This is a genomic window from Spiroplasma endosymbiont of Villa modesta, assembly GCF_964030925.1.
Classification (GTDB): Bacteria; Bacillota_I; Bacilli_A; order Mycoplasmatales; family VBWQ01; genus Spiroplasma_E.
The window spans coordinates 1,183,237-1,206,663 of sequence record NZ_OZ034992.1 but is presented as its reverse complement, the minus strand read 5'-3'; the positions used below and the strand labels follow the sequence as shown (position 1 = coordinate 1,206,663).

Annotated in this window: 34 protein-coding genes; 18 read left to right on the top strand and 16 right to left on the bottom strand. The window is 20.8% G+C overall.

All coding sequences use genetic code 4. From position 1 onward, the window contains the following. The first annotated feature begins 148 nt into the window (after positions 1-148). From AAHM89_RS07835 to AAHM89_RS07820, 4 genes are all read left to right on the top strand, one after another. Positions 149-613, top strand: a complete 465-nt coding sequence (locus tag AAHM89_RS07835; RefSeq protein WP_342265981.1) for a rolling circle replication-associated protein — start codon at positions 149-151, stop codon at positions 611-613. Then, positions 606-1,109, top strand: a complete 504-nt coding sequence (locus AAHM89_RS07830; protein WP_342265980.1) for a hypothetical protein — start codon at positions 606-608, stop codon at positions 1,107-1,109. Before AAHM89_RS07835 ends, AAHM89_RS07830 begins: the two co-directional genes overlap by 8 nt. Before the next feature lie 126 nt (positions 1,110-1,235). Beyond that, on the top strand, positions 1,236-1,658 hold the full coding sequence (locus tag AAHM89_RS07825) for a transposase family protein (protein ID WP_339045912.1): 423 nt from the start codon (positions 1,236-1,238) through the stop codon (positions 1,656-1,658). Positions 1,659-1,681: 23 nt separating this feature from the next. Then, the gene (locus AAHM89_RS07820) at positions 1,682-1,939 is read left to right on the top strand and encodes a transposase (RefSeq protein ID WP_339047950.1); all 258 of its coding nucleotides are present in this window, start codon (positions 1,682-1,684) and stop codon (positions 1,937-1,939) included. Between the two features lie 418 nt (positions 1,940-2,357). Here the strand turns inward: AAHM89_RS07820 and AAHM89_RS07815 are convergent, their stop codons facing one another. Further along, the gene (locus AAHM89_RS07815) at positions 2,358-3,545 is read right to left on the bottom strand and encodes an Mbov_0401 family ICE element transposase-like protein (RefSeq protein WP_342265979.1); all 1,188 of its coding nucleotides are present in this window, start codon (positions 3,543-3,545) and stop codon (positions 2,358-2,360) included. Positions 3,546-3,642: 97 nt separating this feature from the next. Here AAHM89_RS07815 and AAHM89_RS07810 point away from each other — a divergent pair, with 97 nt between their 5' ends. From AAHM89_RS07810 to AAHM89_RS07795, 4 genes are all read left to right on the top strand, one after another. After that, positions 3,643-3,855 (top strand): hypothetical protein, encoded by a 213-nt coding sequence (locus tag AAHM89_RS07810; protein WP_342265978.1) that lies wholly within the window; start codon positions 3,643-3,645, stop codon positions 3,853-3,855. Positions 3,856-3,866: 11 nt separating this feature from the next. Then, on the top strand, positions 3,867-4,022 hold the full coding sequence (locus AAHM89_RS07805) for a hypothetical protein (RefSeq protein WP_342265977.1): 156 nt from the start codon (positions 3,867-3,869) through the stop codon (positions 4,020-4,022). Between the two features lie 147 nt (positions 4,023-4,169). Next, the gene (locus AAHM89_RS07800; protein ID WP_342265976.1) at positions 4,170-4,703 is read left to right on the top strand and encodes a hypothetical protein; all 534 of its coding nucleotides are present in this window, start codon (positions 4,170-4,172) and stop codon (positions 4,701-4,703) included. 14 nt (positions 4,704-4,717) lie between these two features. Continuing rightward, positions 4,718-5,620, top strand: a complete 903-nt coding sequence (locus tag AAHM89_RS07795) for a hypothetical protein (RefSeq protein ID WP_342265975.1) — start codon at positions 4,718-4,720, stop codon at positions 5,618-5,620. Here AAHM89_RS07795 and AAHM89_RS07790 read toward each other — a convergent pair. Next, positions 5,617-6,594, bottom strand: a complete 978-nt coding sequence (locus AAHM89_RS07790) for an IS3 family transposase (RefSeq protein WP_342265776.1) — start codon at positions 6,592-6,594, stop codon at positions 5,617-5,619. The genes AAHM89_RS07795 and AAHM89_RS07790 overlap by 4 nt on opposite strands. Positions 6,595-6,705: 111 nt before the next feature. On the opposite strand from AAHM89_RS07790, the gene AAHM89_RS07785 reads away from it, so the two are divergent. From AAHM89_RS07785 to AAHM89_RS07740, 10 genes are read left to right on the top strand one after another with little or no spacing between them, the layout of a single operon-like run. Continuing rightward, positions 6,706-7,167, top strand: a complete 462-nt coding sequence (locus tag AAHM89_RS07785) for a hypothetical protein (RefSeq protein WP_342265974.1) — start codon at positions 6,706-6,708, stop codon at positions 7,165-7,167. 2 nt (positions 7,168-7,169) lie between these two features. Next, a complete protein-coding gene (locus AAHM89_RS07780) occupies positions 7,170-7,463 on the top strand; it encodes a hypothetical protein (protein WP_342265973.1) in 294 nt (97 codons plus the stop codon). Continuing rightward, positions 7,426-8,262, top strand: a complete 837-nt coding sequence (locus tag AAHM89_RS07775; protein ID WP_342265972.1) for a hypothetical protein — start codon at positions 7,426-7,428, stop codon at positions 8,260-8,262. The genes AAHM89_RS07780 and AAHM89_RS07775 overlap by 38 nt, the downstream gene beginning before the upstream one ends. Then, positions 8,262-9,173 carry a hypothetical protein gene (locus tag AAHM89_RS07770; RefSeq protein WP_342265971.1) on the top strand — a complete coding sequence of 304 codons (912 nt, stop codon included), beginning with the start codon at positions 8,262-8,264 and terminating at the stop codon, positions 9,171-9,173. Before AAHM89_RS07775 ends, AAHM89_RS07770 begins: the two co-directional genes overlap by 1 nt. Before the next feature lie 8 nt (positions 9,174-9,181). Then, entirely contained in the window at positions 9,182-9,661 is a 480-nt protein-coding gene (locus AAHM89_RS07765; RefSeq protein ID WP_342265970.1) for a hypothetical protein, read from the top strand. A gap of 3 nt (positions 9,662-9,664) precedes the next feature. Further along, entirely contained in the window at positions 9,665-10,015 is a 351-nt protein-coding gene (locus AAHM89_RS07760) for a hypothetical protein (protein WP_342265969.1), read from the top strand. Between the two features lie 43 nt (positions 10,016-10,058). Then, positions 10,059-11,726 (top strand): hypothetical protein, encoded by a 1,668-nt coding sequence (locus AAHM89_RS07755; protein ID WP_342265968.1) that lies wholly within the window; start codon positions 10,059-10,061, stop codon positions 11,724-11,726. Positions 11,727-11,730: 4 nt separating this feature from the next. Continuing rightward, positions 11,731-13,191 carry a phage terminase large subunit gene (locus AAHM89_RS07750; RefSeq protein ID WP_342265967.1) on the top strand — a complete coding sequence of 487 codons (1,461 nt, stop codon included), beginning with the start codon at positions 11,731-11,733 and terminating at the stop codon, positions 13,189-13,191. A gap of 11 nt (positions 13,192-13,202) precedes the next feature. Continuing rightward, positions 13,203-14,564: a hypothetical protein gene (locus AAHM89_RS07745; protein WP_342265966.1), complete on the top strand. Its 1,362-nt coding sequence runs from the start codon at positions 13,203-13,205 to the stop codon at positions 14,562-14,564. Beyond that, the gene (locus AAHM89_RS07740; RefSeq protein ID WP_342265965.1) at positions 14,494-17,436 is read left to right on the top strand and encodes a hypothetical protein; all 2,943 of its coding nucleotides are present in this window, start codon (positions 14,494-14,496) and stop codon (positions 17,434-17,436) included. Before AAHM89_RS07745 ends, AAHM89_RS07740 begins: the two co-directional genes overlap by 71 nt. 506 nt (positions 17,437-17,942) lie before the next feature. On the opposite strand, the gene AAHM89_RS07735 is transcribed toward AAHM89_RS07740, so the two are convergent. The 14 genes from AAHM89_RS07735 to AAHM89_RS07670 all read right to left on the bottom strand — a co-directional run bounded on the left by AAHM89_RS07735 (position 17,943) and on the right by AAHM89_RS07670 (position 23,134). Next, positions 17,943-18,797, bottom strand: coding sequence for a DUF3800 domain-containing protein (locus tag AAHM89_RS07735; protein ID WP_342265964.1), 855 nt, complete (start codon positions 18,795-18,797; stop codon positions 17,943-17,945). Positions 18,798-18,942: 145 nt separating this feature from the next. Further along, the gene (locus AAHM89_RS07730) at positions 18,943-19,209 is read right to left on the bottom strand and encodes a hypothetical protein (RefSeq protein ID WP_342265963.1); all 267 of its coding nucleotides are present in this window, start codon (positions 19,207-19,209) and stop codon (positions 18,943-18,945) included. 3 nt (positions 19,210-19,212) lie between these two features. Next, positions 19,213-19,497, bottom strand: coding sequence for a hypothetical protein (locus tag AAHM89_RS07725; protein ID WP_342265962.1), 285 nt, complete (start codon positions 19,495-19,497; stop codon positions 19,213-19,215). Positions 19,498-19,500: 3 nt separating this feature from the next. Then, a complete protein-coding gene (locus AAHM89_RS07720) occupies positions 19,501-19,683 on the bottom strand; it encodes a hypothetical protein (RefSeq protein ID WP_339047164.1) in 183 nt (60 codons plus the stop codon). Beyond that, positions 19,683-19,853, bottom strand: coding sequence for a hypothetical protein (locus AAHM89_RS07715; protein WP_342265961.1), 171 nt, complete (start codon positions 19,851-19,853; stop codon positions 19,683-19,685). The genes AAHM89_RS07720 and AAHM89_RS07715 overlap by 1 nt, the downstream gene beginning before the upstream one ends. Next, the gene (locus tag AAHM89_RS07710; protein WP_342265960.1) at positions 19,853-20,455 is read right to left on the bottom strand and encodes a hypothetical protein; all 603 of its coding nucleotides are present in this window, start codon (positions 20,453-20,455) and stop codon (positions 19,853-19,855) included. Before AAHM89_RS07710 ends, AAHM89_RS07715 begins: the two co-directional genes overlap by 1 nt. Before the next feature lie 2 nt (positions 20,456-20,457). Continuing rightward, positions 20,458-20,736, bottom strand: a complete 279-nt coding sequence (locus tag AAHM89_RS07705) for a hypothetical protein (protein WP_342265959.1) — start codon at positions 20,734-20,736, stop codon at positions 20,458-20,460. Further along, complete coding sequence (locus AAHM89_RS07700) at positions 20,729-20,896, bottom strand: hypothetical protein (RefSeq protein ID WP_342265958.1); 168 nt, start codon at positions 20,894-20,896, stop codon at positions 20,729-20,731. Before AAHM89_RS07700 ends, AAHM89_RS07705 begins: the two co-directional genes overlap by 8 nt. A gap of 104 nt (positions 20,897-21,000) precedes the next feature. Next, positions 21,001-21,771 carry an ERF family protein gene (locus tag AAHM89_RS07695; RefSeq protein ID WP_342265957.1) on the bottom strand — a complete coding sequence of 257 codons (771 nt, stop codon included), beginning with the start codon at positions 21,769-21,771 and terminating at the stop codon, positions 21,001-21,003. Then, positions 21,771-21,950 carry a hypothetical protein gene (locus tag AAHM89_RS07690; RefSeq protein WP_342265956.1) on the bottom strand — a complete coding sequence of 60 codons (180 nt, stop codon included), beginning with the start codon at positions 21,948-21,950 and terminating at the stop codon, positions 21,771-21,773. Before AAHM89_RS07690 ends, AAHM89_RS07695 begins: the two co-directional genes overlap by 1 nt. A gap of 15 nt (positions 21,951-21,965) precedes the next feature. After that, positions 21,966-22,175 (bottom strand): hypothetical protein, encoded by a 210-nt coding sequence (locus AAHM89_RS07685; RefSeq protein WP_342265955.1) that lies wholly within the window; start codon positions 22,173-22,175, stop codon positions 21,966-21,968. Positions 22,176-22,177: 2 nt separating this feature from the next. Next, positions 22,178-22,360: a hypothetical protein gene (locus tag AAHM89_RS07680; RefSeq protein WP_342265954.1), complete on the bottom strand. Its 183-nt coding sequence runs from the start codon at positions 22,358-22,360 to the stop codon at positions 22,178-22,180. Further along, a complete protein-coding gene (locus AAHM89_RS07675) occupies positions 22,350-22,508 on the bottom strand; it encodes a hypothetical protein (RefSeq protein ID WP_342265953.1) in 159 nt (52 codons plus the stop codon). Before AAHM89_RS07675 ends, AAHM89_RS07680 begins: the two co-directional genes overlap by 11 nt. Before the next feature lie 134 nt (positions 22,509-22,642). Beyond that, on the bottom strand, positions 22,643-23,134 hold the full coding sequence (locus AAHM89_RS07670) for a hypothetical protein (RefSeq protein WP_342265952.1): 492 nt from the start codon (positions 23,132-23,134) through the stop codon (positions 22,643-22,645). Between the last annotated feature and the right edge of the window lie 293 nt (positions 23,135-23,427).

The following is a 23,427-nucleotide window of genomic DNA, read 5'->3' as shown; positions in this document are numbered from 1 at the left end:
AATAGTTTTAAAACAATTTTATTGACAATTAATTAAATTTAATTACGGAATATGTCCTTTGTTTTTATAATTTTTTATGTTAAGATTTGTTTGTTATTAAAATATAAAATTTGCTACTTTAAAGTAGTGTTTCATCGGAGTTTTATATATGGATATTCAACAAGATTTTTATGTTAAGAAGATTTTTTATGCTTGTTATGTTAAGAATGTAGTTTTACCTATTTCTTTTTTAAATAATATTGGAAATAAAAAAGGTAAATGTTATGTTGGTAATAAGCAAAAATTGAGAAATAGTACTGTTCGTACTAAAACTAATTTAATTCAAAAAGCATTACATAATTTTTATAATAGTAATATGTTAAGTTTTGTTACTTTAACTTATGCTGAAAATATCCAAGATGTTAAACAATCAAAAAAAGATATTCGTTTATTTTTTCTTAAATTAAAGAAATGATGAAATGACCCTAAGCGTGCTAAATATATGTGTGAATTAAAATATATGTATGTTTATGAATATCAAGACCGTGGAGCAGTTCATTTTCATATAATTTTTAATAGAAAGATACCTTATAATATGATACGTGATTGATGACCACATGCTGGAAATGCCTAAGGGTATTGATTTAAGAGTTGTTCGTAAAGGTACAAATGAGTTTGTTATTAAATATTTAGGTAAATATGTTACAAAATCATTAGACGATGCTAAATCTTTAAATCAAGAGGATGTAGGTATAAAAGCATATGCTTTTAGTCGTAATTGTAAAAATCCTATTGTAGTTCGTGGTATTAAGAAATTGACAATTGGAGATATCATTAAAGCAAGTTTTAATGCTACAAATGTATTTTATTTTAAAACTCAAAGAGATAGTAATGGTGATACTGTTATGATTGGTGGTATTATTGAAAGTACTGTTGTTAATGATTATTTTAAGGAGTATGAAGATTATGAAAAATATGTATATTTAAGTGCTTTATCACATAAGCATTATTTACGGACTAGTGAAATAGGTTATTTAATTCAAAAAGATAAAGATGTTTTGACTTGGGTTGATAAAGTTTTTGGTAATAAAGTTGAAAAAATAGATTTTAGGAAAAAAGTTTTACATTAGAAAAAAAACTATTTTTTCTATATTTTTACTTGTATATATATAATAGACATATTCCGTAATTAAATTTTTTAAAATTTATTTTATAATTTTGTTATTAACAATAAATTTAGAAAAGTGTTGATAAAAATGATTTTTGAAAATTTAAAAAAATTAAAAAATGAAGAATTTTACAGATATTTTGGTATAAAACGTTTTCATTTTAATGAAATGTTAGAAAAATTAATTGAAATAGAAAAATTAGAAAAAAATAAAGGTCGAAAAAATAAACTTTCAGTAGAAGAAAGATTAATGATGACTTTATTATACTGAAAAGAATATTATACTTTTTTTCAAATGAGTATTAAATCTAAAATGAGCCCATCAAGTTGTTTTCGAAATATTACTTGAGTAGAAAATAAACTTAGTAACCACAAAGATTACCAATTTTTAAAAGAAAGATATAAATTAAAAATTGATAAAAAACAAGAAAATTCAAATGAATTTCAATTTTATTTAATTGATTCAACTGAGATTGAAATTGAAAGACCAACTAAAAAAAACTACAGTTAGAATATTTTTCTGGTAAAAGTTGAATGTATTCTATAAAATTTCAAATTGTATATGATTTTTTTAATAAAAAAATTGTTGATATTTTTGCTGATAATGGTAAAGTGCATGATTTTCAAATATTAAAAAATTCAAATCTTGAATTTTCAGAAAAAACAATAATTATTGGTGATTTAGGATATCAAGGTATACAAAATATTTATAAAAATACAATAAGATTGTATCTAAAATTAGAATTAAAGTTGAACATGTCTTTGCTTGATTGAAAAGATTCAAAATTTTAGTAAATAAATGTAGAAAATCTAAATTTAGACTTATGTACTTAAGATTTAACTTACTTTGTGAAATTTTTAATAAAATAAAACCATTAAAATAAAAAAAATATTAAAAATATTTTTTTAAAATTTAAATTTTTATCGAGTTAATATAAAAATATTATTAACAATTTTTTGTTTAAAATGTAAACTCATTTTTTAAACTATTTTTTCAAAAAATATTTATTTCTATATTCAATAACAGGGCGTATTTCAAGTCTAGTTATAATTTAATTTTCTTTAAATAAAAGATAAAATAAATTATTAATTGTTATAAATATTATAACCCTAAATAGGGTAAATGTCAAGTCTTATTATAGATTTTATTAACTTTTATAAAATAAAAATTCCTAACTATTTAGGTTTAGATTTATTAAATTTTATAAATTTAAACAAATACTTTTAATTTATTAATTCTTGCTTGTTTTAATTTTAATAAATTAAAAAATGCTTCTTTTGAATAAATTTTTGCATTATTATTAGATATAGATTTTATTAAATGATAAACATCACTTTCAGCACTACAACCAATATTTCAAATAGCATTTTGATTTTCAATACCTTTTTTATTATTTTTAAAATATTCATATATTTTTTCATCAGCATTATTTTCTTTTAAATAATCTAATAATTTATAATAACAACCATTTAAAAATAATTTATAATATGCATAATTTAATTTTTTATTATTTTCTTTTGTTCTTTTACCTTTTCCTACAATAAATACTTGTTTTAATTTTTGTAATGGATGTCATTTATCTACAGCATAATCAATTTTTAAATAATTAGCAGTAGATTTAAGATAAGTAGCACCATCACCAGTTAATTTTAAATTTTCATTAGTATAACCAATAAAAATATTATCTAAATTAGTTATTATAGATTTACCAAATTCTTTTTTAGTAATTCTTTGACCTTTTCTAGTTGACAAAACAAAAATATATTTATTTTCTAAAACATGTCTATTATCAGTAGATTTATTTAAATCAAAACCTGTACTTATACTTACTGTTCTATGTCTAAATTTTCTTTTTTTATTATTATCAATTAAATTATTATATGATTCATCTGATTGAATATAAATATAATCAGTTGGTAATATTTTTATTTTTTCTTGTGGTAATTCTTGAACAAATATATTAGTTTTTTTTACTCTTCTACAAATAGTTGATAATGATATACTTATTTTTAAATTATGTTTAATTATAGGATATGTAATATTATTTAAATCTGCTTCATAAATTATTGATTTTGTTACTTGATTAGTAAATTTTTTATTTTTATCAATATTAATATATGTATCTAATGGATATAAATATTCACCAGTAATTTTATGTTGATATACTTTTCTATAAAAATCTTTTACTATTCCATACATTGATGTAAAAGTTCTTTTAGCAGTTTTAACATATTTATATTTATTTTTATCATATTCATTTTTATGTCAATATTTATCATAATTAATTAAATTATTTTTATAATCTAATAACATTTGTTTTTCATGACTAATTTTAAACTGATTATGAGGAAATTGTTCAGGAAGTAAAATCATAATATTATTCCTTTCTAAATACATAATTTTCAGTATAACAATTATTAATTGTTCAGTGTTGTAATATACTTTGCTTAAAATGTTATAATTAGTATATAAATATTGAATATAGGTGATAAATATGCCAGAAAAAGAAAAAAAATATGGTGAAAAATTAAGTGTTAATTATAAAACTCAAATTGATAATTATTTAAGAACTAAAAAGGTTATATTAACTCCACAAGGATTAAATAATGCACTTGGAATTGATAGAAAATTTGTTTATGATTGCCGACGTAGAAGCAATCCATGACGTAAAAATTTATTAAAGATTATGATAATGCAAGAGCGATAATTTCAACTCATATGTTAGAAAAATCATTAGTAAAACCAGAAATAATTTATAAACATTGACAAGTTAGTTATCCGAATGAATATGATATTAATGAAGAAGATAATAACTCAAAAAGTAATATAATTATTAATATTTGTGAACCTAGAAAAATAGAAAATAATGATTAAAAACCTATAATAAATATAGGTTTTTTTCTTTATTTTAAAGGATAAAAATGATATAATTTAATAAAGTGAATATGTTAAATTAACATATATAAAAGTGACCTATTAACCAAGTGAATTATTAAAAATTAATAAAGGGAGATTAAAAGTATGAGTGATTTTACTTTTGATGAAAAAGAGAATTATAGTTTAGATGATGTTAAAAATTTACTAAAACAACATAGAAATGTAGTATATGCTGAAAGTAAAAAAGATATTGAACCTAAATTAAGTGAATATGAAACTAAAATAAAAGAATATGAAAATAAAATTAATAGTTTTGAAGAGCAACAATTATTTTCAAATATTAAAGATACTAAAAAAGTAAATTTAATTAAAAATTTAATGAATACTGATAATTATAAATCTTTATCTAAACAAGAAGCATTTAATAAAATAAATGAAGATTATAAAGATTTTTTAATTGATAAATCAGAACCTATTAAACAAGAAAATAAACAACAAGATAATTCAATTAATCCTACTGATTTAATTTTAAAATTACATAATAATTCATTAGACCATTTTAAAATTGCTCAAGATTTAAAAAATAAAGCAACAACACAAGGAATGACTAATCAAAAAGAATTAGAAGATTTAGTTGAAATTACTAGAAATGAAGTTTTTCAATCTATTAGTAAATAGAAAGAAGTTTTATTATGGGAGCTATAAAAATACCTGAAGCATTTTTTATTAAAGGTAATAATCCTACTGAAAATGCTATTTTAAGTGTACTTGAAGCACAAGTACGTGGTGAATTAACAAGTGAAAAATCAACAATGTTTATGCGTGGAACTTGTAGTGCTACTCAAATTGGTGAAATGGCTGGAGTTGCTATAGCAATTTATAGAGCTACAGTTCGTGTATTATGAGGATCAACATGAGATTGAAAAAATGGTACTAAAAGACAAAAAGGTGATGTTTATACAACTAAATTAGAAATTAATAAATATTTAACAATTGATTTTGAAATTCCAGAATTTGATATTGAAAGATTTATGAAATCACCAAAAGATATTGCAGTACAAATTGTTTCAAATTGAACAGCTTCATTTATGAGAAATTTAGGTGAAAATTTAGAATTAATATTTTTAAATGGTATTCAAGATTATGCTATTGCTAAATCATTAGTCTTACCTTTAGATTTAATTAATATGAATGCAGAACAAGCAAAAGAAGCTTATTATAAAATTTGAGCAAGAAATAATAAATTAATTAAATTAGTTAATTATATTACTGTAGGAACTAATAGAGAAGATTTAATGGGAGCAACTGGAATTGATAGTAATTTAGGTTTATCAAAAGCATTTACTGTTTTAAATTATAGTCAAATTTCAGCAGATACATTAGCATATGGTAGAAGATATACAAGTTTAATTGCTGGTATGGAATTTTGAGAAAGTTTTTATTTAGAACAAGAATTTATTCATGATACTGAAAAAGCAATGCATTTAGAAAAAGATTATAGTTTAAAAAATACACATGGTTTTGTAGTTAATAGATATATGTGAGGTAGGTGGTTGGCCCTTAATTACTGGACCATTTTTGATATAAAATTCTAAATTTTAATTTGTAAAATTGGTGGTTTTAGAAATTTAGAATGTATTCTTTCATAATTATAAAACATAACATATTGATTTACATCATTTATAGCTTCATTGATGGATAAATATTGATTTGATCCTTTAGGTAGTCATTCTTGAGATAAATGAGAAAATCAGTTTTCAGATAATACATTACCACCAATATCATAAGGTTGTTTTTTGCTTAAAATTATTTGTTTATCCTCTGCTCATTTTGTGATATCCTGACAATAAAATTCGTTGGCGTTATCTGAATGTAAAATAACATTTTTTACTTGATTTCAAGAAAATTGTTTGTTGATTTTTTCAAGAGCAGGAAGAATTAAATCCTGATATGATTTATTAGGAGCAATATTATAACTAACAACATTATTTGAATAAAAATCAATAATTACAAAAAGATATAATCATCCTTCTTTAGTATTTATTTGTTTAGTGTCCATTGATCAAATTTGATTTGAAGAGGTTGTACTTTTATAATCTTTGTTTACTTTATCCATTGTAGGTATTCACTTATTTGGATTTTTTTTGTTTTTAGGATAGTTATTTTTAGTTTGTTTTAATCCTTGAATATTGTGTTCTTTCATAATTTTTCGCATTTGTTTTATTGATAATTCTATATTTAAAATGATATTTTTTTCTTGTTTTAATCACTCTTTAAAAGCTGAAAAAATTCTTAAATATCCATAAATTCTGCCTTTTCTTGTAGAATGAAATTCGATTAAAAGTTGGCATATTTTTTGATATTTATGATTGCATTTAATAATATGATTTTCTTCTTTTTTAATAGGTTTTTGTTTATTTTTTAAAAAGTAATATGTTGATCTGTTTAATTGAAGATATTGACATAGGTTTCTAATTGAATATTGATTTTTACAATCATCAATAATTTTAATTTTTTCTTTGATATTTAATTTGTTAATTACTAATGCTATTTGTTTAATTTTATCCATTAATAAAAATCCTTTCAGGTTAAAATTAGTGTTAATTATATAACACAATTGTTTTTAGAATACATTCAGGTTTTTTAAATTAATGGTCTAGTAAAAAGGGCTAAGTGGCGTATGCCAATTTCATTTACTAAAATAAGACAAAAATTAGATAATGATACAGATAATATTAAAATTATTGGTAAATGTTTATTTGCATTACCTAGTGCTATTAGACCAAATTTAATGTATTTAATTAGACCAACTATGCCTACAATTGAAGAAATAAAAGAAGCAAGAGCAAAAGATTTTTTAACTAATCCTAAAAATGAAAATGCAACTTATCAATCAACTTTATATGATGATATTAATAAATTAAATTTAGAAGATGTTATTTATTATAGAAATTTAGGAAAAATTACTATGGCTGGTGATAAACCTACTAATGATGAATTAGAAAATGCAATAATAAATGCTGGTAATAATGGTTATGAAAAAGGTAAAGCAAAATTTGATATTAAATCAACAAGTGCAACTATGACTGGTAATAATAGTGATTATTATGGAGTAGTAAATTTAGAATTTACTAAAAAATAATTATGGAATATATTTATAAATATTTTAATGAAAAAGCACATATTATTATTTATTCACCAAAACCAGAAGATTTAACTACTAGTAATGATATTAGAGCAATTTTATTAGATGAATATCCTAAATTAAGAAATGATTATTTTATAGTAAGTGATGTACATGATAATTTTGCAATATGTGTTGGTAATAATATAAATTGTCAAGGAACAGTTAGAATTCAAATTAAAAAAACTAATCAATTATCAAAAGGAGAAAATAAATATGCCACAACAACATTCTGAGACTACACAATTGAGTAACTATACTTTAACTAAATTAATAAGAACTGGTATAAGTCCAATTTGTGCAATGATAGGTACAAGTGCTTATTATGGTCAAGTAATAGATAGTCCATTATTAGGTTCAATTAATAGTTTATTATTTGGTAAAAAATTAGGTTTAGATATTTGAAATTTAAATCAAAGACCAAATACTAAAACTAAATTAATTAATAGTTCTAAAAAAATCTTATTAGGTTTAGGAACAATTGGATTAGCAAATTATAGTAAGTTTACTAATTCTTCCATTAATCCTAATCCAACTGAAAGTCCAATAACAACTACTACTATTGACCCATTTCCACCAGATTTATTATTTAGTAATCCAAATACTACTGATAATCATTTAATGGATTGAGATACATATATTAGTTTAAATGCTTATGGTATATCAAATCTTATTAATGGAATTCTAGAATTAATACCTAATAAATTTGAAACAATAAGAAAGATTTGTAATATGGCTACTGGTGGATGTTTAATTTCAAGTGGTGTTGCAATGGGTATTAATAATGATTTTAATAATGCTTATGCAGTACCTACTATTATTGCTGGTGCAAGTGAAATAATCCATAATTTACTACCTATGGAAACTACAAATCATATTCAAGAAATGCAAGAAACATCATTTAATGATGAAACTGCAAGATTAATAAATGATAATAGATTTACTATTAATAGTGAAACAACTAGTCAATATGGTAGTGATAATATGAGTGAAGTACCATTAAATCATGATAATGTTTCATTAAATTGAGATTATAATCACATGAGTTTATAATGTTACCTTTAATTATTGAATGAATATATTATGCATTAGCAAGTAATGATATTAAATTAGCATTAATAAATGCTTTAAAAACTTATTATAAAAATCAATCATTAAAAGCAGTATTTGATAGTGAAAATATTAGTGAAAAAGAAATACATCAACCATATAGTGTTTTTAATCCAAATATACTTAAAAAATTAACAAGTATATTAAAACCAAGTGAATTATCTATATTACAAAATGAAATTAATAAATTTAAAAATCCAATAAATAGTTTTAAAAATTATATTATGCCAACAGAAATTAGAACAGTTAAAAATTATGTTAATAAATTTAATAATTTATTTAAAGAAAATGAAGAAGAAATACCAAATAATGCATGAGAAGTATTATCAAGTTCATGATTTAAAAAAGGAAGATTTATTGTTGATAATAAAAATTTAAAAATTGGAACTTTAACAACATTATTTCAAAGTGATAATGATAAAAGACAAATATGATATGGTCCATATACTTATCCAACATTTCCACAAGAAATATGAATATTAATGACACAAGCAAAAGGTAAAAATGGTTCTGGTGCTGGAACAATATTTTGAAAATTTTGAAATAGAAAATGATTACCAAGTCAATTAAGAAAATATGTTAAAAGTGAATTATCAAAAAAAGGTAAATATTATGGTTCACAAGATACTAGTGTAATTTATCCAAATAATATTAATGTTCAAAAAACTATGCATTTTATTAATAGATTAGAAAAAGGTTTTTTTAAATTAAAAGAATATAAAAATTTATCTAAAAATGAAATTGGAAGTACACAATGAAGATATGAAAGAAAACAATTATTAAAAAATTCTTTACATACAAGAAAATATATAAAAATTAAAAGAAATTCTAATTTTTATAAAACATGAAAGTAGGTGGTTAAATGGAAATTCAAAAACCAGAGTGAAAAACAAGTTATTTAATTCCTTTTACTCGTGGTAGAAGAGATTATATTAAAGATAGAAAAATATATGATTTTAGTTTATTAAATGATATTCAAAAATTAAGAAAAAAACAATTAGATTCAATTAATTTATTATCATTTATATTAATATCTTTAATTATTACTTTATGAAGTACATTACCACAAATAATAATATTACCTAAATGATTATCATTTACAAAATTAGGTATGGAACATGTAGATTGAAAACATAATTGAGGTAATGCAATATGATTAACAATTGTACCTAGTATTGGTGGATTTGGTTTACATCATTTACCAAATAAAGCACCATCAAGAATTAAATTTATATTAAATTTAATAATTAAAATAATACCAATTTTAATATTAATTATTATTTGATATTTACCAAAAATAGAAAAAGAAATAAGAAAAATAAAAAAAGAAAAGGTGGAATAAAAAATGAATTTATCTACAACAGTAATATCAGCAGTATTAAGTGGAGCAGTTGCTAGTGGAGTAATTGTAACTATTGTTTTATTATTTTTATCAAAATTTATTAAAAAATCAAAACAATCAAATTTAGCAAAAGAATTAAAAAATAATAAAGAATTAGAATTTATTAAAGCAAATATTAAACAAATAAATTCTCAATTACAATTAGAAACTACATCAATTGCTAAATCTTTAGATAGTTTTAATAATGATGAAGAAAAGCAAGAAGTATTTAAAAATACTATTATTAGTCAAAGAGCTTCTAAAAAAGAATTATCAGAAAAAGATAAGAAAAAAGTAACTAAATTTAAAATTTAAAGGGTTTAAATACCCTTTATTTTACATTAAGGAGTAAATTATTATGGCTATTAAAGAACCATTAATGTTTATAACAATTGAAGAATTTAAAAATTGAAAAGGTTTTAATAAATTAGAATTTGATGATACTACAACACCAGATAATGAAATTTGATTTGCTATTTCAGTTGCAAGTAATAATATTGATTATTTAAGTGGACATTCTATTTCAAAAAAATGACCAGAAACTACATTAACAGAATTTACTGATGAAATACAAACTGCAACTGCATATTATGTTAGATTTTTATTAACAAAAGATAGTAATTATATTCGTGGTCAATCAAGTATTAGTCAAGGTGGTATGACTTATAGTGAAACTAATCCTACTGACCCTTATTTTATTGTTCCAGAAGTATTTAATTGTTTAAGAAAAATTAAAGAATATCCAAATATTACTGGTTTTAATTTAGATGTTTTACCTAAAAGAAATGATTTTTTTAGTAATTTTTATAGTAATTATGGTGAAGATAGTCCTTTTACAAGATATTTAGAATTAATAAATTTAAAAACAAATGATACAAGAGTAAAAATATATCCTAAAAATCCTAAATATTTAATTGGAACTCAATTATGAATTGATACTACTGGTATTAAATCATTTGATAATTTAACAACAATTGAATTATTTACTAAATATTTTAGTAATGATACTATGAAATTAGTTGATGGTAAAGAAGGTCAAGAAAAGAAAGTTATTAGTGCTACTGGTGGTAAAATAGATTTATCTGATTATTATAAAAAATCTGTTTTTATGAAAGGATATTTTACATATAAAGATGATAGAGACCAATTATGAATAAATGATGTTTCAAATAGTTCTCTTGCTATTTCATTATTACTTAATAATAGATATGATAGATTAGAAACTACTAATAAAACTATTGTTGGTGCTATTAATGAAATAAATAAAAAACAAGTTAAAGAAAATTGAAAAGTAATAGGTAAAAGTATAAATAATCGTAAATATGGTGATTTTAATCTTGCTTTTAATACTCTTTATAGAGTAATTATTACATGGGAATCTCCACCATTTCATCAAGTAAATACAAGAATAACAGTAGAATTTAAAACAGGTAATTATTTAGGTGGAATACATGGAAGTAAAATATTTCTTACAAAAGGTTTAATTAATAATGAAAAAGGTATTTTATATTTACAATTATTAGATATTAATAAATGACAATTAATTTTAGAAGGTGGAAATGAAAAATATGCAAATATTTTTTCATTAGAAGAATTACAAAATACAGTTAAAGTAGATATTATTCAACCTATAAAAATTACAAGTCATACTTTAAAAATAAATGAATTAAAAAATAATGAGATTAATATTGAATTACCAAATACTCCAACACCAACTCCAAATATTCCACAATGAAAAGAAGTAGGAACAAAAGTTAATATAAATCATATTAAATATACTTTTAAATCAAATACTAAATATAAAATTTATTATAATTTTGAAAGTCAATCAAGTAATAAGAAATTTGCTTTTATGTCTAAAGAATTTTTATACGGTGAATTGAATACTGATGTTCAAACATTATATTGAGATAAAGTTAATGATAGAATAATAATTTCTTTACAAATGCAAAATGATACCATTGCTATTGTTAGTGACCCTACAAGATATGGTCAACTTTTAAAATTAGAAGAATTACAGGAATAATATTATGAATAAAGAATTTACTTATTTACATGAAATTAGTTATTGATTATTAAATAAAAGTGATTTTACTCATAGTGAATATAATTTAAGTGGAAGTCGTTATTCAAGTAAAACATATAGTATTGCAGAAGAATTAGCAATATTAATTGCTATTTCAATTAAAGTTAATAAATCAATTGCTATATATTGTTTTAGAAAATTAAATAAAGATATTAATGAATTAACAAAAGAAATTGATGAAGCATTAATTAATATTGGTTTTGATTATAAAGATTTTACTTTAAAATATCCAAATAAACAAGCAGATTTTCGTTTTAAAGGTAGTAAATCATTTATTAGAGTTATGGGTGTATATAGTAATAGTAATGATAGAATACCACTTAAAGGGCTTTCTAGAAGTGAAATAAAAGGTTTTGATTTAGCAATTGAATGATGTGAAGAAGCAAATGAATTTAGTCAAGCAGAATTTCAAGCAATTACTTTTGCATTAGGTAATGCTAAAAAAACTATTAAAATAAGAAGTTGTAATCCAGATAATATTTATCAATATTTTATTGAATATATGAATAAACGTGTACCTTTTAATTTAGATTTAATGAAAGAAAATAATGAACAAATTAAATCAATAGAAGAAAATCAAATGTTTAAATTATTTCATTATTCAAATTGAAAATTAAATGAACATAATTTAAAACAAGATAAAATTAATGATTTAGAAGAATTAAAAGAATTAGACCCTATTAAAGCACAAAGTTGATATTATGGTGTACCTAGTGTTTTAACTGGTTCTATATTTGCAAGATATTTAGATAAACTTAAAACTGAATTAGATTTTAATGTTAATGAAATAGTTGGTGGTTTAGATTTAGGTTTTGCTACAAGTTCACAAGCACATCCTACTGTTGCTGTTTTATGTTTTATTGGTGAAAATGAAAAAACTAGAAGAATACATCAAGAAAGTGAATTTTATCATAGTAATGCAATAATGCAATTTAAAAATACATATGAATTAGCAAATAATATTATTGATTATTATTTAGATGAAAGTATTAAATTTCAAGCAATGAAATTTGGTTTTACTTGTTATGTTGATTATGGTAGTGGTGGATTAGCAGTTATTGATATTTTAAAAAAAGAAGTAGAAAAAAGACGAATTAATTGATTACATTTTACTCCAGTAGATAAAACTACAATGTATTTAAGAGATAGAATTGATTGAGATACTATTTGTATGATTAAAGGTATATTAAGTATTAATTGAAAAAGATGTCCTAATACACATGAAGAATTATCAAAAATGCAATGATTAGCAAAATCTAAATTAGAAAATTCAAATAATGAACCACAAATGCTTGATTTATATGATAATTGTTGAGACGCAAGAATGTATGCTTCAATGCATAAAATGAAATGATTAATTAATAATATTAATAATGAATTATTAATTAATAAAAATAAATTTTAGGAGTGATAAAAATGAATAATCCATTAGAATATCTTTCTTGTAATAGAAGAGAATGATATAGTGATATTCCTATGAGAATTGCTCAAAAATCAACTAAATTATGATTAGGTAAAGGTTTATTATTTGATAGTGAAAAAGATGAAATTTTAAAATATTTTACTAATAAAATTATTAGTGATAAATGATTTGAAAAATTATATAAATTTGGAATTCAAGAAAGTTTACTTGGAAAAGTATATATAATGCCTATTATTTATAAAGATAATAGTACAAGTTTAAAAGTATTACCTAATTCATTTGCTGGTAGAGTTGCTAAATATAATGAAGAAGAACAATGTGCAGAATTCTTTTTTATAAATGAACAAGCAGATAGTGCAACATTAACTTGAGTAATTGCTGAAAATGGAAAAATAAGATTTGAAACTTATAAAAATGATAATAAAAATGAAAAAGAAATTATTTTAGGAACAGCACATACAAAATTAAAACCAGAATTAACACCAAAATATAGTTATGAAATTAAAAATCCTTGAAATTATTTACCAATATTAGAAATAACAAATTTACCAATGGTTAATTTTTATGGTAATTCAACAACTTTAAATGCATATCCAGATACTTATCCAGTTTGAAATTTAATTGAATATTATCATAAATCTTATACTCAAAGAAATGTTGATAGAGATTTAAATGTTACAACTTTATTTGGTGCATTTGATAATGAAACTGTTAAAAATATGATTGAACATGGAAAAATTATTGATAATCCTAAAAAAAATATTGTAGTTAATGTTGGTACTGCTGGCTATAATAAATCTGGTGCTGGTGGTATGGAAGTTATACAAGGTAATTTTAAAGCAAGTAATTATATTTTAGATAAAGATGATTTAGGTAAAGATATATGAAATGGTGCAGGTTATGATTATAATGAATTTTCTGGTGTAAATTATGAAAATAAAACTAAATCATTATTTAATAATAAAAATGATATGGAAACTACAGAAACTAAAATAAGTCATTATTCATATTATTTTTATAGATTTTTTGATATGTTATTAATTCATGAAAAATTATGAGATGGTATTGGAGATAGACCTTATTCATTTAAATTTTTACCTATTGCTATGACTGACCAATTATTAAAACAAGAAATGATTAGTCAAAGATTAGCAGATAGAACAATGTCATATACACAAGCTATTGCTGAATTAGATGAAGTAACAAAACAACAAGCAAAAAAACATTATAAAGAAATAATAGAAGAAGATAAAGAAGAAATAAAATTATTAGGAGATAATCAAAATGATACATCAACAAATTCAATTAATGAAACATCTACATCTTCAATTAAAAAGACAACAATTGCTAATTAAAAGATGTAGTTTTTGAAAAATATTTCCATTTGTTATTAATAATGGAGCAATTCCTTTAACTGAAACTGGTTATAAACCAATTAATAGTAAAATTAGTGATTTTGGTCAATATGAATTAATATTAACTGGTACTACTCCAGTTGTATGTATTTGAAAAAATAGTACAAAAATATATCAAAAAAATAAAGGTAAAATTAATGAAGAAATACATAAAGTTAATGGTCAAGATGAATTTTATACAAAACAATATAAAATTGGAGATTATTGAAATGCTTATTTAATTGATGATACAAGTGGTGTTGATTTTAGTAATTTACCAAATAATCAAATATTTAAAACAGTACAAACAAAAAGACAATATACTTTAGTAATGTTTGAAGAACATATTACAATTGATGATTATTTACAATTTTTTGTTGTATTTAATGATGAAAATGAAAATATTGGTGGTAATAGTGGTAAAAATCAAGATAGACAATTATTATATATTTCAAATGTAACAAATTATTATAGTCCTTATAATGGTGCATTTAGTATGCAAGTATTAACTTTTAGTAGTTTAAATGATAGAGTAATAAGTAGTGGTCAAAATACACTTGATTTTGTACAGTATGCAAGTCCGGGTAGTGGTTATGCTTTCCCTACTATTCAACAAGGAAAAGTAACTTTAAATCGTACTTTAATGAAAGATATTGGTGTACGTTATAGTCATAGACAAAGTTATGGATTAGAATTATTAACAAGTTGTTATTATTATGGAAGACCAATAATTCAAGGTCAAGAACCTATTCAACAAAATAATGAAGAAATATTTGAAAGTAAAGTATTTGCTTCTAGAAGATTATTTATTGCTGGTAATAATGAAAAATCTACAACTGATATTAAAAATAATGGTGGTTTACTTGCTGGTATAAATGATAAAATAACAACAAGTAGTCATCCAGAAACTACATTTTATAATATTATGGACGCAAAACCAACTGGATTTACTCATTATGATACATGACAAAAATTTTTAGAAGCTAGAAAATTTGATATGTTAGCTCAAAAAGATTTTCAAGGTATATTAACATGTAATAAACAATTAGCAATAAATAGTAATGGTGATGCTATTGGTAAAGCAAAATTCTTTTGAGATAGTGAATGAAATATAAATAATTTACAAGGTGAATATAATGTTGATATGTCAAGTAATTTTAAATATAAAGACCCAGATACTGGATTAGTTATTGGTTCACCAACTGTTGATTATAAAAAAATAAGTCAAAAATATATGTCAGCAATATTAAATTTTAATAGTGTAGTATTTAGTTCATTAATTCAAATGCCTTATGATAGTGTACAATGATTACCATTTGCTTTAAGTTCAATACCATTAGTAGGTAAATTATTAAATGCTTTAACATTAGGTATTCCAGTAGGATTTATTATTACTCAAAATTCTCAACAATATAAAAATATGCCATTTTTTAATGGTTTTATGAGTGCATTTTTTACAAGTAATTTAAGTTCAATTACTGGTAATAATGATAAAGATTGATTTATACCTTTAAATGTATTTAGTAATTCAAGTGAGTTTGCATTAGGTAAAATGTTAGGTTCACATGTTTCAACAACTGCTATGACAATGAAATTAAGTGATAGGGTATCAGTATATCCATGAGACCCTACTACTGGTAAGAAATTAACTACAAAAGAACAAATAAGTACAGTTGATTTATCACAAAAGAAAAATAATAAAGTTTATATATTAGCAGAAGATACTGAGTTTTTAGATATAGCAAGTCCTTTTACAAATGAAGATAAAGATTGTCAATGAAATCCAACAAGTAATGGAATTATTGATGGTTCAAATTATGCTTATATTATTGATACAATTGTAACTCAATCATTACATCAAGGTGAAGAAAGACATACATTTTATAGTGATAATCCTTTTACTTATCAAGGTGATTATAATGAAATATCAGTTGCTCAATTTCGTTATAATAATATGGGTTATTTAACTGGTAATGCTTTTAATTGAACTACTTTATATAAATTAAATCATGATGAATATGAAGAAAGTGAAGAAACTACATTTTCATATCCAGCAAAAATATTACCACCAAGTCCACAAAATATAGCAAAATCAATTATTATTATTCCAGATTTAAAAATAGAAATGACAGCAAACGATGTATCATTAATAAAAAAAGGATTTAATAATATAAAAGAATGAGAAGAAAAAAATATAAGTAAATTTGATAAATATGAAATAGATTTAAATTCATTATTAGACCCTACATTATTAATTAATACATTTAATGATTTAAAAAGATTTTACAAAAGCATAACAATACATTATAGCTATAAATTTGAAACAATAGCAAATTCAAAAAGTTCTGATTTAAATATCATTGATATTAATAACGAAACTTTTAAACCATCAAAAGAAGTAAAAAATACAAGTATAACTATTGATTTAAAAGATTTAAAAATAAATAAAAACAGTTTTCCAGAATCTGAATTTTTTAGTAAGTTTGGTACAATTGCTCCTAATGAAGTTAATGATTATTTTGCAAATGCTTATTATAAAAGTATTAACAATTATAATATTTTTAATTCATATTCTTTCTGTAATTACGAATTTGATTTAAAAATTAAAAAGTCTTATAATTCTTATGAACAAAAAATAAATAATGATTATCCTATAGCATTTAGTATAATTAATAACTCAGAAAAATTAAATTGAATTATTTATTTACAAGGCAATTTAGGTAAAATAGAATATACCAATTCTGCACAAAGAGAACCAGATAAAAGTTGAACATATAGATATATATCAAATCTTAAATCTAATATTAATAAAATAGTTTTAAATGCAAGATAATTTGGTAAAATTAAAATATAATTAAGTTCTAGGAAGTGAATAAACATGTATTTTTTAAATCGTAATGAATTTTGACCATGATGAGGTGATTTTATAAATTCTCCTTACACAATTTCAATTGCCATATCTTTGACATTTTTATTTCTAATGTTTGTACCATATAAGTTATTCATTCGTTTTTGTGATAATAAAAATTTAAAAAACTATATATATATATATATATATACCACCTTAAGTTTTTTATTTATAAGTCCATTACTTTTTTTATTTTTTAATAGTAGTATGAATTTAAAAAATGTTTATTATATATTTATTATTTTTGCATGTATTGAGTTATTATATTTTTATTTTATTCCAATAATTTTAAAGTTAATTCGAAAATTTCCAAAATTAAAATCTATTTTTAAATTTAAAAGCAAATCTAACCAAAATAATATTTCACAATCTAATTAAAAAGTTACCAATTAAGGTAACTTTTTTTATATAAAAAGAAAAAGGAATAAAAATTATTCCTTATCTTGTTGGGCAGCTTGCCTGCTCTCTAAGAACACACCAGCAACTTTATTTCCAGTAGTATTTACCTGACTAGACTCTGACCAACAGCATTTTATATCTAATATACTATTATTATATATAATTACCGGAAACTTACAAGCAATTATATTAAATTCAAAATTTTCAAATATATTTAATAATTGTTTTGCGTCTTTATGTTTATTTAAATATTTATTACAAAAATTTGCAATAATATCACATGCCTGTATACAATTATATATTTTAGAATCTAAGTATTTTACTTTATTAATGATTATATTTTTTGTTCTTAAAAATCTAATTATTCCATTTTTTGAATAATTTTTATTTAGATATGATTTTAAATTAATTGCATCTATTTCTTGAATAGGTTGTGTATAAATATCATCAATATATAAATTTATATTTGAATTAGGTAATATAGTTTTATTTTCAATTAATTTTTTTATTAATAAAGCAATTAATTCATTATTTTTTAATTTTGCATGTTCTTCATCTGAAGTTGGTAAAATTAAATCTTTTTTGCATGTTCAAACGCAAAATAAATTATCTATTATTTTGTATTTACTAATTAAATTTTCTATATCTGCTTTTTTATAAGGACTTTTTTTAAATTTAATATATTTTTTAGCAATATCATCTCCTTTTATTTCAGATTTTTTTGTTACTTTCTTTTTTGCTTCAATAAAACTTTTAATAAAATTATTTCTTTTATTTTTATTATTAAAAATAATACCACCATAAATTACATGTTTATCGCTTTTATTAAGAAATTTACCACTATCATCTAAATATAATCAATATTCATTTATATTATTATTACTCATAAATAAAAACTCATTCCCATTTTTTTATTTGTTAATAATATTATAAATCAAAAAAAATAAAAAAGAGAAATTATTTAGGAATGAGTAATTTCTCTTTATTAATTATATCATATTTTCTATATTAAATATAGATTATTTAATTATTTTATTCATCATCATCATTAATTTCTATTTGAGAATTATGATGATGACATTGTTTACATTTTTCTATTTTTTCTCAAATTTTTCTATTAATATTATAATCATTTAATAATTCTTCAAATTCTTCAATATTATTTTTGTCAATATGCAAATCTTTAAAATTTAAAGTAAAATCTCCTTCACCTGAAAAATGACCAACACTTACATCATAATGTTTTTCTTTTTTTCATTTATTTAAAAATTCATCTATTGTACAATTTATCATTATCATTATTTACTCCTTATTATAATTTAATCTTTCTTCTTTTGTTTTTGGAAAATGATTATAATTTTGCATTAATTGATTATCTGGTGCAACAAATACTTCAATTTCTAAACTATCTGGGTCTAACTTATATGATAATACTTTTCAGTCTGCTAATTCATAACCTAATAAAGTACGGTCATCATCTAATTCACTATTTCCACCATTTCATGAAAAATATATTTCTTTATCTTCAGTAAATATTTTAAAAACATTATATTTATCACTATATTTTAAAAAGTCTCATAAATTCATTATTTACTCCTTATTTTTAATTTCTTTTATTTTATTTTTAAATTGTTTTTTATGAAAATAACACATATTAAAAAATTGAACAGCACTATCTTCTATATTTCCAATTTTTAAAGTAACTAATACTTTACTATTACAATCTTTAACAATACATTTAAGTAATACTTTTTCTTGTTTTTGTTTTTGCATTATTTTACTTCCTTATTTAATTTATTTAAATAATTATTTAAATAAATAATAGTTACATCTTTTTTTATTTGTTCATTACTATAAAGTAAATACATATGTAAAAAAGAAGCTCTTTCATCTAATAATTTATTAATTTTTGTTATTTTTTTTAATTTAAAATTCATAAACATTATTTATTCTCCTTATTTAAATAATATCAACCAATTAATAAACTATCTGCTTCATCATGATTTGATATTGTTATATTTCAATTATTAAAAGTAATTAAATCTTTAACTAATATTAAAGAATATTCTTTTTTTCAATTATTATAATTTATTTCTATATTTTTATAATTTTCTTTATATCATTTCTTTCATTCACTTGGACTTATTAACATATCTTTTGTTATTAATTTATTAAATTGACCAGCAATAAAACCTCTTAAATGTTCTTGTGTTTCATAACCAATACCATTTTTACTATGAAAAGTACCACGTTCTATAATTAGATTAAAGTTGGATTTTGAATTTTTACTTCCTAATTGAAAATCTAATTCTTTTTCTATTTGATTAAGTATTAAATAATTAAAGTTATTATTATAAATATAATCTGATTTACTAATTTCAACTCCAGTACTATATTTTTTAAAACTATAACTTTTAATTAATATTGGTTTTCATCTAAAATAAGTAGGATAAGATTTAATATCATTTTGATATCATTGTTTTTCTCATAATGTAAATCCAGTATTTTTAATACTTGGGTCAATTGAAAGTAAATAATTATTCATTATTATTGTCCCTCTCTACAAACAAAATAAGATTTTGCTTTTTCTAATCCTAAATAATAACCTTTTAACATTTTTTTATTTTTATATTTTTTTAATAAATTTTCAACTTTTGCCATTTCTTCATTAATTCAATCTAATACATCATTATCAGTAATACTTTTACACTCATCACATTCACTTCTTAATTTATTACCAACATAATAAGGAAAATCTAATTTATATTTCTCTTCTAATAATTGACATTCTTTATATGTAAATATATAGTAATTTTCTTTATTCATTATCAAACTCTCCACATTTTATTTTATTAATTAAAATTTTAATAAAATCAATTGAACCTCTTAATTTATTTAAATAATATATGTCTTTTTCTTTATTATATTGTTCTATATCACTATCTAAAATTATATTTAGTCAACTAATTAATTTTTCTTTATTCATATTATTTTTTCTCCTTTTTTTTATTTAAATTTATAACTAATATTTTTAAACAATTCATACATCAATAATTAGTTAATCAAATTCTTTTATTACAATATTTACATTTATTCATAATTTCTATATTCACTTTTATTATTATTTTTTAAATTTTTAAATCTTTCACGAATTTCTTTAAATTTATCAAATAAAGTTTTTAAATAATTTTCACCCATTAATATTAAAAAATCTTTATTATTATTTGGATTTAATCTTTCCATATCTTCTCTTATACATTCATCAAATAAAACTGTATTTGTAATCATATATTTTTCAAAATAATCTAATTGTTTTTCACTTGGTTCTCATTTTTCATTTTGTATTTTTACATTATTATTAATATAATTATTTTGTTGTTTATTATTTTGAATTAAATTAACATTATCATTATCTGGGTCAAGTTCATCTTCACTTAATAAAAGTAAATTCATTAAAAAATATCTATAAGCATAAGTTTCTGCACTACCTTTTGCTTTTGCTATATCTGTATTTTTAGCACAAGCAAAAATATTAAAATCTTCTCTAAATTCTATATTATCTAAATCAATAATTGAATATTTTTTTTGATATGAAACTTCTATTTCTTTTGTTACATTTTGTATTTTATTATTATTTTTATCCATAAATTCTTTAATATTTTCTATTTTATTTATATTCATATTTTCTGAATTATCTGAATGTAAAATAAGTATATTTAGTTCTCTACATAGTCCTTTTAATTTATTAAAAATATCACTTAATAATCAATATTTATAATTACCATGAGTATTAAAACCATTTTTAGGTGTACTACCAATTTCTAATTGTAATTTAAGTATTTTTTTATATAAATTATTCATTATTTATCACTCTTTCTATTTATTGCATTTTTTATTAAATCCCTTACAAAATCATTCATAGTTATATTTCTTTCATAACAATATGTTTTTAATTCATAATGATCATTTTTAGTAAGACGAATTTTTAAATTTTTAATTAATAATTTATCTTCATGTTTTTTAAGTGCTGCTGCTACCATATTTATTTATCTCCTTTAACCTTTAAAAATTCTTTTATAATCAATAATTGCTTGTTCTAATTTATTTACATCTTCATATGTAAAATAATCATTACTAATGTTTAATTCATAATCATCATCAATTCTAACATCTAAACTATTTTCATATTTACTATTAAATTCTTCTTGTAATTCTTCAAATTTTTCTATTAATTTTCTTGCATTTTGTAATTCTAATCTATTCATATTTACACTCCTTTAAAATTTTCTAATTGTAATTCATTAATATAATATTCATATAAGTAATCTCAATTATTTGATGTTAAATACATATCTTCTTCAATCATTTCATCAATACATTTATTACAATAATATGTTTTTTCTAATTCAGAAAATCATATATATTTTTCATTATGTATATTACATTTCATTTTTTTCACCTATTAATTTATAAAAACATTTATTACAAGTTCTATTTGCAAATGATGAATTTTTATTACATATATCACATGAACCAAATATTTTTTCAATTTCTTCATATTTTAAATATATTCTTTTATCTTCTTTTAAATTCAACATAATTAATTACTCTCTTTCTATAATTTTTAATATTTCTTGTATTTCAATATTTTTTTTATTTTTAAGTAATTTTTCATTACATAATTTTTTTATTAATTCTATTTTTTCAACATTTAATAACATATTAATTTCCTTTAATACTTTAAATAAAATATTTTTTCATTATGAGTATTTATATCTTTCATTGGTGTAACAATATAATTTATTGCTAAATCATTATCATTATATGGATTATTTATTTTAAAACTTTTCATATCTTGTTCTCATGTAATGTTATATTTAAAACATTCTTGATTTTTATCATTTGTAAAAATATAATAACCATTATATTGTTCATAAAATTCACAAGATATTAATTCATTTTCATTTGTAGTAATATCTGGAATATTTTTTATATATTTTAAAACTTCACTACCTTTAATACTTTTCATATTTTCTGTAATTGAATTTTTACCTAATTTATAATCAAAATTTTCAAATATTTTTAATGCTATTTTTTTATTATTTTCGTCAATACTAGTATATTGTTTAGGAAATCATGTTTCATATTCACCAATTTCTAATAATATTCCACCATTAGTTGATTCTTGTATTTTAGTTTTTAAATCTAAACTAATATTTGGCATATAATATTCCTTTCTAATACGTATTTTTACGTATAAGCCTTATCACCTACAGTGATAAAAGGCTTATATATATATTTTTATTAATACGTATACGTAATATATTGTGCTTTCACTCTTGATGAGTGAAGCACATATACGTAAATAAAAAATTATATTTAATAATTAATTTATTTATGTTATGATATTATTGATGAGGTATGTATGTAATATATAACCCCCCTTATGTGTAATAATTTATTAATAATTAAAGAACAGGGTTTATGGTTATTGCATTTCTATACAAATTTAATTTC